The sequence below is a fragment of the Staphylococcus sp. AS1337 genome (genome assembly GCF_051408735.1).
GTDB classification, from domain to species: Bacteria; Bacillota; Bacilli; order Staphylococcales; family Staphylococcaceae; genus Staphylococcus; species Staphylococcus xylosus_B.
Window position 1 is genome coordinate 171,566 of the sequence record NZ_JBOIHZ010000001.1, and the last position, 15,017, is coordinate 186,582.

At 31.7% G+C, this 15,017-nt stretch carries 16 protein-coding genes and 1 pseudogene; 4 read left to right on the forward strand and 13 right to left on the reverse strand.

Translation table 11 applies throughout. The annotated features are described in order from the left end of the window. Window positions 1-8: 8 nt before the first annotated feature. The 3 genes from ACSUE0_RS00800 to ACSUE0_RS00810 are packed head-to-tail and all read right to left on the reverse strand — an operon-like array spanning window position 9 to window position 3,381. A complete protein-coding gene (locus tag ACSUE0_RS00800; RefSeq protein ID WP_436955605.1) occupies window positions 9-1,010 on the reverse strand; it encodes an extracellular solute-binding protein in 1,002 nt (333 codons plus the stop codon). After that, the gene (locus ACSUE0_RS00805) at window positions 1,011-2,636 is read right to left on the reverse strand and encodes an ABC transporter permease subunit (RefSeq protein WP_436955606.1); all 1,626 of its coding nucleotides are present in this window, start codon (window positions 2,634-2,636) and stop codon (window positions 1,011-1,013) included. It abuts the gene before it with no gap. After that, the gene (locus ACSUE0_RS00810) at window positions 2,626-3,381 is read right to left on the reverse strand and encodes an ABC transporter ATP-binding protein (RefSeq protein ID WP_436955608.1); all 756 of its coding nucleotides are present in this window, start codon (window positions 3,379-3,381) and stop codon (window positions 2,626-2,628) included. Before ACSUE0_RS00810 ends, ACSUE0_RS00805 begins: the two co-directional genes overlap by 11 nt. 143 nt (window positions 3,382-3,524) lie before the next feature. Here ACSUE0_RS00810 and ACSUE0_RS00815 point away from each other — a divergent pair, with 143 nt between their 5' ends. Beyond that, window positions 3,525-4,274 (forward strand): DeoR/GlpR family DNA-binding transcription regulator, encoded by a 750-nt coding sequence (locus tag ACSUE0_RS00815; RefSeq protein WP_436955610.1) that lies wholly within the window; start codon window positions 3,525-3,527, stop codon window positions 4,272-4,274. Between the two features lie 543 nt (window positions 4,275-4,817). Here the strand turns inward: ACSUE0_RS00815 and ACSUE0_RS00820 are convergent. From ACSUE0_RS00820 to ACSUE0_RS00845, 6 genes and pseudogenes are all read right to left on the reverse strand, one after another. After that, window positions 4,818-4,991: pseudogene (locus ACSUE0_RS00820) on the reverse strand (rhodanese-like domain-containing protein); the annotation flags it as partial. Between the two features lie 41 nt (window positions 4,992-5,032). Beyond that, window positions 5,033-5,722 (reverse strand): type 1 glutamine amidotransferase domain-containing protein, encoded by a 690-nt coding sequence (locus tag ACSUE0_RS00825; RefSeq protein ID WP_436955612.1) that lies wholly within the window; start codon window positions 5,720-5,722, stop codon window positions 5,033-5,035. A 4-nt stretch (window positions 5,723-5,726) separates the two neighbouring features. Further along, window positions 5,727-6,647 carry an NAD-dependent epimerase/dehydratase family protein gene (locus ACSUE0_RS00830; protein WP_436955614.1) on the reverse strand — a complete coding sequence of 307 codons (921 nt, stop codon included), beginning with the start codon at window positions 6,645-6,647 and terminating at the stop codon, window positions 5,727-5,729. Between the two features lie 98 nt (window positions 6,648-6,745). Further along, on the reverse strand, window positions 6,746-7,699 hold the full coding sequence (locus tag ACSUE0_RS00835) for an alpha/beta hydrolase (protein WP_119614722.1): 954 nt from the start codon (window positions 7,697-7,699) through the stop codon (window positions 6,746-6,748). Between the two features lie 101 nt (window positions 7,700-7,800). Then, entirely contained in the window at window positions 7,801-8,118 is a 318-nt protein-coding gene (locus ACSUE0_RS00840) for an ArsR/SmtB family transcription factor (protein WP_026113474.1), read from the reverse strand. A gap of 296 nt (window positions 8,119-8,414) precedes the next feature. Beyond that, window positions 8,415-9,320 (reverse strand): LysR family transcriptional regulator, encoded by a 906-nt coding sequence (locus tag ACSUE0_RS00845; RefSeq protein ID WP_436955617.1) that lies wholly within the window; start codon window positions 9,318-9,320, stop codon window positions 8,415-8,417. A 191-nt stretch (window positions 9,321-9,511) separates the two neighbouring features. On the opposite strand from ACSUE0_RS00845, the gene ACSUE0_RS00850 reads away from it, so the two are divergent. Both ACSUE0_RS00850 and ACSUE0_RS00855 read left to right on the forward strand, forming a co-directional pair. After that, window positions 9,512-10,267, forward strand: a complete 756-nt coding sequence (locus tag ACSUE0_RS00850; RefSeq protein WP_119614723.1) for an SDR family NAD(P)-dependent oxidoreductase — start codon at window positions 9,512-9,514, stop codon at window positions 10,265-10,267. A gap of 40 nt (window positions 10,268-10,307) precedes the next feature. Next, a complete protein-coding gene (locus tag ACSUE0_RS00855; RefSeq protein WP_119614724.1) occupies window positions 10,308-10,730 on the forward strand; it encodes a lipocalin-like domain-containing protein in 423 nt (140 codons plus the stop codon). A 219-nt stretch (window positions 10,731-10,949) separates the two neighbouring features. On the opposite strand, the gene ACSUE0_RS00860 is transcribed toward ACSUE0_RS00855, so the two are convergent. Both ACSUE0_RS00860 and ACSUE0_RS00865 read right to left on the reverse strand, forming a co-directional pair. Beyond that, window positions 10,950-11,612, reverse strand: coding sequence for a hypothetical protein (locus tag ACSUE0_RS00860; protein WP_436955620.1), 663 nt, complete (start codon window positions 11,610-11,612; stop codon window positions 10,950-10,952). 59 nt (window positions 11,613-11,671) lie between these two features. Beyond that, the gene (locus ACSUE0_RS00865) at window positions 11,672-11,875 is read right to left on the reverse strand and encodes a hypothetical protein (RefSeq protein WP_436955622.1); all 204 of its coding nucleotides are present in this window, start codon (window positions 11,873-11,875) and stop codon (window positions 11,672-11,674) included. On the opposite strand from ACSUE0_RS00865, the gene ACSUE0_RS00870 reads away from it, so the two are divergent. Then, a complete protein-coding gene (locus ACSUE0_RS00870) occupies window positions 11,865-12,242 on the forward strand; it encodes a nitrilase-related carbon-nitrogen hydrolase (RefSeq protein ID WP_259338083.1) in 378 nt (125 codons plus the stop codon). The two genes, ACSUE0_RS00865 and ACSUE0_RS00870, sit on opposite strands and share 11 nt — an antisense overlap. Window positions 12,243-12,487: 245 nt before the next feature. On the opposite strand, the gene ACSUE0_RS00875 is transcribed toward ACSUE0_RS00870, so the two are convergent. Next, a complete protein-coding gene (locus ACSUE0_RS00875; protein ID WP_436955624.1) occupies window positions 12,488-13,849 on the reverse strand; it encodes a gluconate:H+ symporter in 1,362 nt (453 codons plus the stop codon). 19 nt (window positions 13,850-13,868) lie between these two features. After that, the gene (gene dgoD, locus ACSUE0_RS00880) at window positions 13,869-15,014 is read right to left on the reverse strand and encodes a galactonate dehydratase (protein WP_119614727.1); all 1,146 of its coding nucleotides are present in this window, start codon (window positions 15,012-15,014) and stop codon (window positions 13,869-13,871) included. Window positions 15,015-15,017 lie beyond the last annotated feature (3 nt).

Sequence of the window (15,017 nt, forward strand, 5' to 3'; positions counted from 1 at the left end):
ACGCCTCCTTAATTATTTTCTACTTGTTTTTTAGCATCGTTAAAAATTTCTTGATGTTTTTCTAATAATTTCACCGTTAAGCGTTCGTTCCATTTTTTAGGATGTTTCGGTTTATGAGCTTTCTCTACTTCTTCCCCTTGGTATAAAGGCACTGGATATGTTTTCAGTAAATCTTCACGGCCATGTTGTTGAATTGTTTGAACCATTTGCTGTGCTTTCTGTTGTTTCTTACCGCCCTTATTCACTACAGCTGCAGCTTCCACTAGTGAATAATTACCTTCTTTAGGGTCAATAAAGTGTATCGGATTTCCATTCTGTTCAGATTTAACGGCTTGGGCTCTTAATCCAATACCAACAGCTACTTCCCCAGACTCTACTTTTTTAAGTGGCCCTGAACCTGAACTTTCTAAATGAGGTCCTGTATTATCAATTAGTTTTTCTAAAATTTTGCTACCTTCGTCATTACCGTATTGTCCTAAAATGCTTTGAATGACTAACCACCCGGTTGAGGATTCCATAATATTTGGCATTGCAATTTGATTTTTGTATTCAGGTTGGGTCAAATCTTTTACTGTTTTAGGAATAGGTAAGCCTTGCTTTTCTAACGCTTTAGTATTCACAAATAAGGAGCCCATGTTTCCTAATAATGGAGTTATATAATTAGGAAAGGAATCAATAGACTTTGTATGTTTTTCTCCTTCCATTGACATAAACATGTTATTTTTATCTTGCGCACTTTCTAAGTAATAAGAAGATTGTGTAACAATATCTGCTTCAATATTTTTACCTTCTGCAATCATTTTACCTCCTAATTCGGCAGTAGAATGTGGTTGAATAATATATTCTCCTTTAAAGCCATGTTGGTCTAAAGTTTTTTCCATAACAGTAATGGCTTCTTCATCAGAATTCGTTGCAATGACGACTTTATCGGTAGATGAGCCAAGACCAAAATACGAAAAATATAACAGTATTAGGCATAGTAATACACCAACAAACAGTTTCCATTTCATTTAGCTCTCCCCTTTTCTACTTTGTGACTTTAGCCACCAACTCGTTAACAGTCGTGCAATAACATTAGTAAGAAAAATCAAAATTGAGAGGATAAAGATATCTACAAAACGATTAAAGTGTTGTAGCTGATTAATTTGTGTAGATACGATTTGTGTCGATGTCGACACTAAAAAGATCACACCACTAATAGTTACCATTGCATTGATAAAATAATAATTAACCATTTCTACGATAGTTGTTTTCATGTTAGGAATAATAATTTTGAATATTGTCTGCATCCAAGTATCTCGCATTAATGTACTTGTTGTATCCCACGAGGGATTCAGCTTATCTAACGCAGACTTAGCCATTAAGAATGGTGTCGTATAATAATGCACTACAATACTCAAAATAATGATAAGAAATGTGCCTTTAATGCTACTATTTTGGAAAAACAATAAATATGAAAGACCTAAAATCATTCCTGGAACGGTATTCGTAACCATCGACATCATTTTCAACACTTGTTTTCCATATAATTGAGTACGCACAGTAATGAGCGCACCACAGAAACTAATAATAGTCCCAAAGACTGCTGTTGCTACAGCTACAAATAATGCTTGAATATAAATATGAATCAAAATATCATCTTGAAATAATTTGATTACATGCGCCAATGTAAAGTTCAATTGATACGGATAACGTTCTGTAAACGGTACGATAAACATAACCATGAATATTAATAAAATAACAGTGCTCAGTATAAAATTCGCACCATTCATAATATTGTCATGAATTGGTCGTCTTTTGACACTGGTATGGTTATCTCCTTGCTGTCTCACATTCCATTTTTCTATCACTGACAAGAATATAAAGCCGGAGACTGCTGGAATAAGCATTAGTACCGCAATTACTGCACCTTCTGCAAATTTAGGTATAGATCCTAAAATCATTTGATACAATGAGGTTGCTATAACGTTATAATCCGCACCTATCGACGCCGGAATTCCAAAATCAGTAAAACTTAATATAAATGACAATACAAAAGCATTTGCAATCGGAATTAATAATGGTCTTAATAATGTATGATAGAAACGTCTCCACCTATTATCTTTCATAATTAGTGAAATATAATAAAACCTATGGTCTACATAATTAAATGCATTTGAAATAATGAAATAGGCTGCTGGTAATGTGTAGATTACATAGCCAATAAAAAGACCATTTTTACCATAAATCGTAAATGGTGCATCACCTAATATACGAGCTAATATCCCCTCATTACCAAATAGATACATAAGTATAAAACCATATGTAATTGTCGGTACAAGCATTGGTAACAATACCATTGTTTTATTATATGTTTTAATCCAGCTCGCTCCGTGTGTCATATGAATTGTATAAGCTGCAAAAAAAGCTAATATAGTTGTCACAGTAGCTGCTAACAACGATATTTTTATACTATTAAATAATGAAGTCACTATAGTTTTATTATTTAAAATATCATCATAATAATGTAAGCTAAATTGACCATCACTGATAATTGAACGTCCTAATAAGAAAATAATAGGTATAACAAGAAATATAAGAAAAAATAAAATAATAAGTGTAAATAATATACGCTGACTATAAATTTTAGGCACCATAGGATGCTCCAAATAGTTGATAAATATGATTTCTTTTAACTTTAAGCTGGTCTAAAATAAATTGTTCGACAAATTTATTTTTCGGTTCATTAATAATATTATCTGGCGTACCAAATTGTGCTACCTTTCCATTTTCTATTACAACCACCTTATCAGCCATAGTTAAGGCTTCCTCTGGGTCATGGGTTACAATGATTGTCGTTAAATTTAGTGTTTTTGCTATTTTTTGAATCATATCTTTAATAGATTCTTTAATTACACCATCTAATGCGCTCAACGGTTCATCCATCAATAAAATTTTAGGTTCCATAGCGATTGTTCTTGCAATAGATACACGTTGCTTTTGTCCTCCTGACAATTCATGTATCTTTTTATACAAATGTGGTCTAAGCTCGAGCAATTCTATTAAATCAGTCACCTTTTTATCATATGGATTTTTCTTCAAGTTTTTTAAACCATAAATAATATTTTCATAAGCATTTAAATGTGGAAACAAACAATAATCTTGAAATACAATATTAAAATCACGTTTGTGCATTGGCTTATTTTGAATAACTTCATTATTATAGATAATTTCTCCTGCACTTACTTCTGTCAAACCTAAAATCATATTTAATAATGTTGTTTTTCCACAACCACTCGGGCCAAGTAAACTAACGATTTCTCCATTATTGATAGCTAAGTTAATATCATTTAGAACTTCATTAGTTTTATATTTTTTTGAAACATTTTTTAATTCTAACAATGTAGCACCTCCAATTTGCTATACTAAAAGTATACAAATTGTTTATTAACCTCATGTTAAACAAATGTAAAAGTTGATTAATTGCTGACTACTTAATTACCAACTGTTTAATATATTACTATATAATTTAGGAGGATTCCACTATGTTACCTACTGAAAGAAGACGTAAAATAATTAAAGTACTTGAAGAAAACGATTTTATGAAATTGAAATCGTTACAAGAAAATTTAGATATTTCTATGGAAACATTAAGAAGAGATGTTCAAAAATTAGCTAAAGAAGATTTGATTACTAAAGAATATGGAGGCATCCGTATCAAAAAAGAGCAAAATGGAGAATCAATGATTGAACAACGCTTATCTTTAAACTTAGCTAAGAAAGAAGAGATTGCTAAAAAAGCAACCAATGAAATTAAAAATGGAGATTGTATCTTTTTAGATAGTGGCTCTACTACTTTACAGATTGCTAAAAACTTAACTTATCATGAGAACCTAACTATCATTACTAATTCTATCCCCGTAATGTTACAAACATTAAACCAAGGTCACACAGTAATTAGCATAGGAGGAAAAGTGCGTAAATCAGAACAATCTATTACAAGTTTTGATTTTTTATTTAATTTTGATCGGTTAAATATTGAAAAATCATTTATTTGTTGTAGTGGTTTTTCATCAAATAATGGAGTGACTGATTATAGTTTAGAAGAAGTTGAAACACGTCGCAGAATATTACAAATGTCTAAAATTAATTATCTTACAGCAGACAGTAGTAAATTAAATAAAACTGTTACTATAAAAATATGTGATTTTAACGAACTTGATATATTAATCTGCGATAACGAATTAAATGAAAGTGATAAAGAGAAATTAATCAATGAAATACGTATAATTTAACTTTAAAATGTAGGTTATCATTACTTTCTAAAAATTTTTATTAACTGTTGCTACTATATATTAGTAAATTAGATAAAGATAATTATCAAAAAATGAAGCTAAAAAATACACTTAATAATTAACGATTTTCTTACTCGTTTCATAAACAAACTTTTGTATTTTGGAAGTTATTTTTCACATTATTTATATTATGTTACTTTATCTATTGCTTTGATGATATAAATAATAGATATAATAAATTAATAGGAGAGAACAGACATTATACTGTTCTCTCCTACTTGCTAATATTTATAGTTTGTATACTAATAAAGTAATTAAGTCCCATTACATAAATTTAGATGAATTTTATTGTTACTGAAAATTCTTTGTCATCTTCATCTCCATTAAAAATAGTGAAGCAATTTTATTTCATCATACATTTACATAGAAATAATACCTAAATTTAAAAATAACCCATTATTGTCACGATTATTGAAATAAAAATAATAAGCTTCATCTATAATACTTATTTAAAGATACTATTTCTTTTCTTAACATCTTAAATTATTTTAATAATGCTGGGAATGCTTGATAGCCTTCTTTCATGTTCACAATATTTGTAAATCCTCTGTATTCTAGTATCCCCACAGCGATAGAACTTCTAACTCCAGATTGACAATGTATTTATATTTTGTCCCTTTCATCAAAGGGACGATTTGCGTTTAATAATTTACTGTTAAGATGGTTTTTTTAAAAAGCTAAGCAAAATTTCGCTTAGCTTAATGCTTGTTAAGTATATTATCAACTGCTTGTGCTACTTGTTTTGGTGATTGTGGATTTTGTCCTGTAATCAACCTATCATCAACTTTAACATAGGAAATAAATGGTACTTTAGCTTTATTATAATAAGCTTCACGTTTTTTTATTTCACTCTCTAACATAAATGGCACGATTTTTTTACGATTAGCTAAAATTTCTTCAGTATTAGAAAAACCAGTTATTTCTTTATTATCAATAAAGTACCTGCCATTTTCATTTTTTACATTCAGTAACGCGGCTATGCCATGGCAAACAGCAGCAACAATACCACCGTGATTATATATAACATTTATGGCACGTTGGATATGTTCATTATTAGGAAAATCAAACATGACGCCATGCCCACCAGTAAAGTAAATCACATCATATTCATCAGGTTTGGCTTCCTTTATAGACTTTGAATTCCGTAACATGCCCATGAAAGTTTCATTATTGTAATATTTTTTTGTCACACGATCTAGCATTAAAGGTTTTAAACTAACCGGATCAATTGGTGTTCTCCCACCGTTAATATTAAATAAATCAATTTGATAATTTTTAGAGTTAAAATAATCATAGAAATGAACAAGTTCCCCAAGCCATAGCCCTGTCGCTTTACTGCTGCCTTCAAAATAATCTGTACTTGTATTAACTATCATAATTTTTTTCATTACTTTAATCTCCTTTTAAAATATTTCTAATACCTTCTTCATATGTTGTAACTTTAAACTCAGGAAAACTTTCCTTAAATTTGTTAGATTTAAAGACATTGTCATACTTATATCTTGGCAATAACTCTGTAAGCTCTTTAACTTGTTGGTTAAATAAACTCCCTATTTTAAATAGAAACATCGGTACAATCGTATAATTAATTTTTCTATCTAGTACTTTTTCTGCTTTACTCATTATTTCTTTATAAGTGATACTGTCATCGGTCGGTAAATGCCAAGTTTCACCATATGCATCAGGCGTATTACCTAATAGTACTAAAGCGCGACTTGCATCCGGAGTCCAAATAAGCGTCCGTAATACAGAATCGTTTATAGGAACAAATGCTCGTTTATCATTTTTCACTCGATTAAATACTAAAGAATTCGTTATACTTTGAGTCAATCCAGGCCCATAAAATTCTGGTGCTCGGCCAATAAGTGCATCAATAGATTTGTCTTTCATAGCTGACAACAACATTTCAGCCATATTAGCACGAACTTGTGATTTTCTACCTACTGGAACAAACGGACTATTTTCTACTTGAACGTCAGCGTTTTTTTCATACATATATGTATTATCAAAAAATGCTAACTTAGTATTTGTTTCTTGGCATGCTTTAACTACATTTTCCATAATTATAGGAAATTTATTTTCCCACATTTCTGAATTAGCAGGTAGACCCACAGCAAAATATACAATTTCGCTTCCTTTAACGGCTTTATAAGTGTCTTCGTAGTTCATTAAATCAGCTGCTACTAATTCATCAGTATCATGAATTTTTTTAGGCTTTCTGCCAACTAATCGAATATGTTTAGTATAGTTATTATAAATTTCCTTTGCTATTTCTTGTCCAATTTGTCCATTACTTCCTAATACCGTTTGCATTGCCTACATCTCCTTTTTTACTAAAAAAAGTGAACCAATTCTCTTCATTGATTCACTTTATATAACATCCACTTAAATATGATAATTTAGCGATTTTATTATTGATTATTCTTTTTGTTAATCCATTTTATTGATACATCCATAGCAGCGCGTGTCGTATTCGTTTGATCCATAGAATTTACCATAACAAAATCATGAATAATACCTTGAAATCTCATTTGTGTTACCTCTACACCAGCTTCTCTTAATTTATTCGCATACGCTTCGCCTTCATCACGTAATACATCAGCTTCAGCATTTAAAACCATGGCACTTGGTAACCCTTTTAAATCTTCTGTTGCTGCTCGAAGGGGGGAAGCTGTTATTTCTGATCTTTCATTAGGGTCAGTTGTATATTGATCCCAAAACCATTTCATACCTTCTTTAGTTAAATAATAATTTTCTGAAAATTGATTATATGACTCAGTATCAAACTCAGCATTTGTTACTGGATAGTATAGTAACTGTTGGTTAATTGTTAAACCTTTACGTTGTTTAGTCATAATTGTCATAACCGTAGCCATATTACCGCCTACTGAGTCCCCTGCAACTGTAAGTTTATTGATATCAAGTTTTTTCTCCTCTGCAACTTCTTTTAATTGTTGTAGAATATCGTAATTTTGTTCAATTGCTGTTGGGTACTTTGCCTCAGGTGAAAGTGTATATTCTGGAAAGACTACGACCGAATTCGTTCTTACGGCTAATTCTCTAACTAACTTATCGTGTGTTTTAGCATTGCCGAATACCCAACCCGCACCGTGTATATAGAAAATGACAGGTAGTGTATCTTTAATTCCTTCTGGACGTATAAAACGCACTGGCACATCTCCAAATTTTTCAGTTGTAAATGTTGTATCTTCAATATCTACATTGTATTTTTCGACTGGGGATGATTGCACTTCTTCTAATAAGGCTCTACCATCTTTAGGTTCCAATTCATAAATACGAGGATGCGGTTTATTAGCCTCGCTAAATTCTTGAGCAGCTTGTTCCAAAACTACTTTATTGACCATAATTAACAATCTCCTTCAACATTAAAATTTTCTCTCTATAAGAGGATAATAGTATTATACTATCCATATGTTTAAACATATAAACATATGAGCTAAAATTTTTATATAGTTTCTTTGTTTTTTATATTCTCTTCAAGAGAAGTGGTGAGCTCTTTGAGCCAAAGTAACGCGTCTTCTAAATCAGAACTATAATATCTTTCTAAGCCTTCTTGTTTAACTGTCAATAACCCAACCTCATACATTAATTTCAAATGATGTGATACTGCTGGACGTGAAATTGGCAATAGTTCGGTTATTTGATTCACAGTAAGTTGTTCTTCTCTGCATAACAAAACAAGTATTTGTTGACGTTTTTCATCTTGAAGTATATTTAATAACTTTGATCCTTTCTTAAAAACCTCTAACGTCTTCTCTTCCATTCCACCCCTCCTTAAGATGTAATCATAAGCATACTTATTAAACACTTCTTTGGCATAGATGTCAACCATTGGCCCATTCCATGAAGTATTCATATTCTTGAGTTTCTTCTAAATTTTTAGATTTAATTTCAAAGTTATGTTTTAGATAGTAACGAGTTGCCCTCACATTCTTCTCATATACATATAATTTCTATGTGTTATAGTCATTTTTTAATTTTTCTAGAAATAACTTTCCTATACGTTTATTTATGAATAAAATAAAGACCCTTTTGTTAAATACATAAAAATCTGTTTAATTATGGCTGTGTTTTAAATGTCTGCAGTGCTAATTCTATGAACGCATCAGCTGCTCTCGAGAGTGTTACATCTTTATGATAAGCAACTGCAATAGAATTACTATATTGAATTGGGTCAAGCTTAAAATAATGCGCATGCTTATGTTTATTATTACTTTTAACGCTTTCTGGGACAAATGTCATTCCTAATCCTTCACTCGCTAGCATCATCGCATTATCTACACTAATCGTTTCCATTACAATTCGAGGCGATATTTTATAATCATCAAAAAATCGATCTGTTAATTTTCGTAACGTCATATCTGATTTCAATAATATAAATCGTTGGTGATTTAACTCATTAAAAGCGAACGGGTATTCATTATTATTGTTAACGTATTTATTTATAAGCGTATGTTGATTAGGGATAAGTAAATAAATATCCTCACTATATAATATTTCATAATCAATTTTTTGATTATCAATTGGCAAAATCGTTAAACTGATATCTATCTCTTGTTGTTCTAACAATTGTTCAATATGCTTAGAGTTATCTTCAATGAGTTCTACTTCAATACCTGGGTTTATTTTGATGAATTCAGGTAGTATGTTGTAAAGGTTATGCGAAGCTAACATTGGGTTAACCCCAATTTTCAGTCGGCCTCTTTTTAAATCAGATATTTCTTGAAATTCATATTCCATCTTCTGATATAATGCTTCGATTTGACTCATATATGAAAGATATCGCTCACCTGCATAAGTGAGTGTAATTGGACTCTGTTCTCTATCAATCAAAGTAACCCCAAGTTCAGCTTCAATACCTTTAATAAACATACTTAAATAAGGTTGCGAAATATACAATTTTCTTGCGGCACGTGAAATACTTCCGAATTTTGATATGGCTTCTAAATATGCTTTTTCATTCACTTTATACACAACCTCACTGTCTTGGATTAATTATTATACCAACTATAACTAATAAGTTATCAATTTGATAGCAAAATACATATTGTACAAACCTTTATTTTGGAGAGATAATTAACTTGTTAGAAAAAGCAGTCATACTTTTAAAAAGTATCTGACGCTTACGTAAAAATTTAAATTTGGGGGTAGTTTATATGACAAGAAATGTAATTGTAACTGGTGGGGCACAAGGAATAGGTTTCGCAATCGCAAATGCTTTTGATAAAGAACAAGATCGCGTATTTATTTTTGATATGAGCAAAGAAAAAGCAGAAGAATCAGCAAATCAACTACAAAAAGGTTATGCATATGCTGTAGATGTAACAAATGAATCTGAAATAGAAACGGCTATCCAAGCCATTATTAACAACTATGGCGCTATAGATGTACTTGTAAACAATGCAGGTATTCAACACATTGCAGCGGTTGAAGACTTCCCATTATCAAAATGGAACCAAGTTATTAACGTTATTCAAACAGGTACATTTTTAATGACAAAACATGTTTTATCAAGCATGAAAGCACAACATAGTGGCCGCATCATAACTATTTCATCAGCACATGGTGAAACAGCAGATCCTTATAAATCTGCATACGTTGCTTCTAAATTTGCACAAATAGGTTTCACCAAATCTGTCGCTTTAGAGACAGTAGACCAAGGAATTACAGCCAATGCAGTATTACCAGGACCAGTACGCACATCATTAATTGAGAATCAGTTAGCTAATTTAGCTGAACAAGACAATTCTACAGAACAAGAAGCAATGGAAAAACACATTACAGGTAAAATGCCAATGAATCGCTTGCTAGAACCAAGTGAAATTGCAGATACTGTTGTTTTTCTATCATCAGATAAAGCGTCAGCCATTACAGGAGAAACTATCAGTGTATCAGGCGGCATGAACGCTTAAGTAATAATTTGAAAATATTTAATTAAAGGAGCTTACCATTATGACAAATATTCAAGAACAGCTAATAGGCACATGGAAATTACGCACATATCAAGATGTAGCAGAAGACGGAACAATTTACTACCCTCTTGGTAAAGATGCTACAGGTTTTATTATGTATAATCCAGATGGTTATATGTCAGCGCAACTAATGCAACAAGGCAGACCAAGCTATGCGTCAGGTGACTTGCACAAAGGCACAACAGAAGAAATGGCGACAGCAGCAGAAGGATACGTAGCGTACTCAGGTAAATTTAAAATAGATGAAGCAAACGCTACACTTTATCATACAATGGATGTCAGTATGAATCCTACTTGGTTAGGAAATACTCAACCACGTGAATATACACTAGAAGACAACGTCTTAACACTTGTAAATGGCAATAATCGTAACCAAAAACTTATTTGGGATCGCGTAAAATAATTTGCAAAGTTTGTATATTAGTAAATCGGAAAATCGTAAAATGGATAGAATTTTTAGGAGTTATACGGTGAAAGATTAATTGCAATAATCAATTAAGGACCTGAGGCATTTAATGTCTCAGGTCCTTAGTTTATAATCGTTTTTTTGAAAATAATCCAATTCTTCGATTATACCAAATTGTCACATTCTTAATTATTGAAGTAATGTTAAGTGAATCGACTACACAAACATATCTAATATCATAATGAATATTAATCCACAAATACCGAAAATCGAAGATAATACTGTATAAGTACCGAAAGCTTCTTTCAAAGTCATTCCCAAAGACTCTTTAACTATCCAAAAACCAGCATCATTCACATGAGATGCAACAGCACTTCCCGCACCTGTTGCTAATGCCACAAGTTCCAAATTGACATCTGGAACTCCTGTTAACGAAGGTATTACTAAACCAGCTGTGGTTAAAGTAGCTACAGTTCCAGATCCTAATGCTAGCCTTAAAATAGCAGCTACTATCCATGCAAATAAAATTGAAGATAAATTTGACCCATCAAAGAGCGTTGCAATATAATCACCTACACCACCATCAATAATAACTTGTTTAAGAGCGCCACCACCACCGATAACAAGAAGCAACATACCCATTGCGTTAATAGCATTAGTACATGACTGAGTAATTTGTTTTCTTGATATACTTTGTTTTATCCCCATTGTATATAAAACTAGAACTAAGGATAACATCATAGCAGTAGATGAGTTAGTTATTAACTTTAGAATACTTATAATTATATTATCTACAAAACCCATTTGCTTTTGTAATATATCTAATACCGCACCTATTGTCATTAAAAACACAGGAAATAGTGCAGTAAATAAACTCAATCTAAAAGTGGGTAATTTTTTAAATTTTATATTTTCTGTAGTTGCAAAGGTAGATCTTTCTAATTGAACTTCCCAAAAGCTGAAGGTATAAATTTCTGAGCTATTTTTGGATAATATATTCCAGAAATAATCACTGTAGGTATTGCTACAATAATTCCGTATACTAAAACTAATCCAATATTAGCACCGTATTCTGCAGAAACAGCTATAGGGCCAGGATGAGGTGGTAAAAATGAACCTAACAATTTTGAAGTGAATGGCATTCCTTCGACTCAAGTTATTTGTTATGATTTACGTTATCCTGAAGTTACAAGAAAATCTATCATGTCTGGTGCTCAAATAGTTTTCGTTGTCGCTCAATGGACAACTAAAAACTTGCATCATTGGCGTGCCTTACTACAAGCTCGTGCAATTGAAAATAATTGCTTTGTAATTGCTTGTAATAGTGTGGGCAAAGTAAATCACAAAAACCACCATTCTAACACTTACGCTGGACATTCAATGATTGTAACTTCAGATGGAAAAATTTTAATAGAAGCACAAGCTGAAGAAGCAATTTTAGAAACAAAAATTGATATAAGTGCAATTGAAAAGCAAAGAAATGCAGTGCCAACATTAAATGATCTTTAAAACAATTAAGCTTTCAAGACATAAATACCTCTAAATTAATCAAAACCACCTGTATGAAGGATGGTTTTAGAAAGTAGACAAAGTCTAATAGAAAAAACACTTTCGTTGAATTCATATTAGTATGAATTCAACGAAAATATTTTTATATAATTTCTACAAATCAAAATCGATTCAAAATATAGTTGTATTCTTTATTTTACAATAATAAGAGAAAATTTAATCGGTAATATTCATCACATTAAGTTTTATACAAATAAACTTATAAATAAAATAAATATAATTCCTGAAACTGAAAGAACAGTTTCTAATAGCGACCATGTTAAAAATGTTTCTTTAATCGTAAGTCCAAAATATTCCTTAAACATCCAAAATGCTGCATCATTTACATGAGAAAAGATTAAGCTACCAGCGCCTATAGCTAAAACTGTTAGCGCCACATTTGTATCTGAATTTTGCACTATTGGTAAAATAATTGCTGTAGTAGATATTCCCGCAACTGTTGCAGACCCTAATGCAATCCTTAATACTGCTGCTATAATCCAAGCAAAAAGTAATGGGGACATTGATGTATCTGTAAAACTTTCTTTAATCGTATCACCCACGCCACCATCAATAAGGATTTGTTTAAAGGCTCCACCGCCACCAATTATTAGCAGCATCATTCCAATAGGATATATTGCATTAGTTACTGAATCCATTGTTTCTCCGATTCGTTTTCCTCTCCTTAATCCCATTGAAAAAATAGCGAATATAACTGAGATCATCATCGCTGTTCCTGCAGTACCTATAAAATATATAAAGTTTTCTATATAATTTATACCTTTTCCATCCTCATGCCCTGTTATTAATTGTAAAACAGTGGATAATAACATTAATATTACAGGTAACAATGCCGTAAATACACTTAATCCAAAGCTTGGCATTTCACTTTCAGAAAATTGTTTTTGATTTCCTAACTCTGAAATATCACCTTTTTTTCCAAATGCAGAAGGCGCGATTTTTTCAGCAACTTTCAAGAATAAAGGTCCAGATATAATAGCTACAGGTATCGCTATTATTATTCCATACATAAGTACTTCACCAATGTTTGCATGTAGTTCTTTAGCTATAACCGTTGGCCCTGGATGTGGCGGCAAGTATCCATGTGTTACTGATAAAGCTGCCATCATAGGAATACCAATATTCAATTGTGAGACCTTAAGTTTTTTGGCAATAGTAAATACTAACGGTATAAGTAAAACTAAACCAACTTCTAAAAATAAAGCGATGCCTATAATAAATGAAGCAATTATAATTGCCCATTGTGTGTATTTCTCCCCAAATTTTGAAATTAATGTTTCTGCAATTCTACTTGCTCCACCACCATCAGATAGTAATTTACCTAACATGGCACCAAGACCAAATATCAAAGCTATATGACCAAGTGTGCTTCCTATCCCATTTTCAATACTTCCCATTATATTTTCAATAGGTATGTTTAAAAACAGACCTGCAATTACCGATGTAATTATTAATGAGACAAAAGTATTTAATTTTAAAACTATGATCAACACTAAGAGTATTAATACACTAATAGCTACACTGAATATAACACCTATTAAACTCATATTTACCTCCTTCCTCTACTTACCATTCGGCAATAGAACCATCTTTGTGTTTCCAAATTGGATTTTTCCAGTTATGACTTTCCTTTGCTCTTTCCTCGACATACTCTTCATCAATTTCGACACCTAAACCGGGGCCATTTGGTATTTTTACATAGCCATTTTCATATTCAAAAATGCTTCTATCTTTAACATAATCTAATAAATCATTATCTTTGTTGTAATGAATACCTAGACTTTGCTCCTGTATAATTGCGTTATGACAAGTTGCATCTACTTGTAGACAGGCGGCTAACGCAATTGGTCCTAAAGGGCAATGTGGTGCCGCTGCCACATCATAAGCCTCTGCCATAGATATAATTTTCTTACATTCTGTAATACCACCTGCATGAGATAAATCGGGCTGAATAATATCTACGTAACCATCTGCTAATACTGATTTATAATCATAACGTGAGTACATTCTTTCTCCAGTGGCAATTGGAATAGAAAAATTCGATAGATTCTTTAAAGTTTCGTTATGTTCAGGTAACACAGGCTCTTCAATAAATAATGGATGTAAAGGTTCGAGCTCTTTAAATAATATTTTAGTCATAGGTTTGTGAACTCTTCCGTGAAAATCAATACCTATACCAAAGTCTTCTCCCATTTTCTCTCTGATTGCATGTACACGCTCAATAACATCTTGAACTTTTTTAAAATCATCAACATATTGTAATTCTTCAGTTGCATTCATTTTAATTGCTTTGAATCCCTTATCTGAAACTTTTTGAGCTTCAAGAGCGACATCCGTAGGTCTATCCCCTCCTACCCAAGAATAGACTTTTATTTCTTCACGTGCTTTACCGCCTAATAATTGATGAACAGGAGCATTAAGATACTTTCCTTTAATATCCCAAAGCGCTTGGTCAATGCCTGCAATAGCACTCATCAATATGGGCCCACCCCTATAAAATGAAGAACGATACATTTGATTCCACAAACCTTCAATATTACAAGGATTTTCACCTATAATTTGGTCCATTAATTCTTTTACTGCAGCCTTCACAGTATCTGCTTTACCTTCAATTACTGGTTCTCCCCAACCAATAATACCGTTATCTGTAATTATTTTTAAAAATAGCCATCTCGGTGGTACTTGATATAACTTATAACTTTTAATTTTCATGTT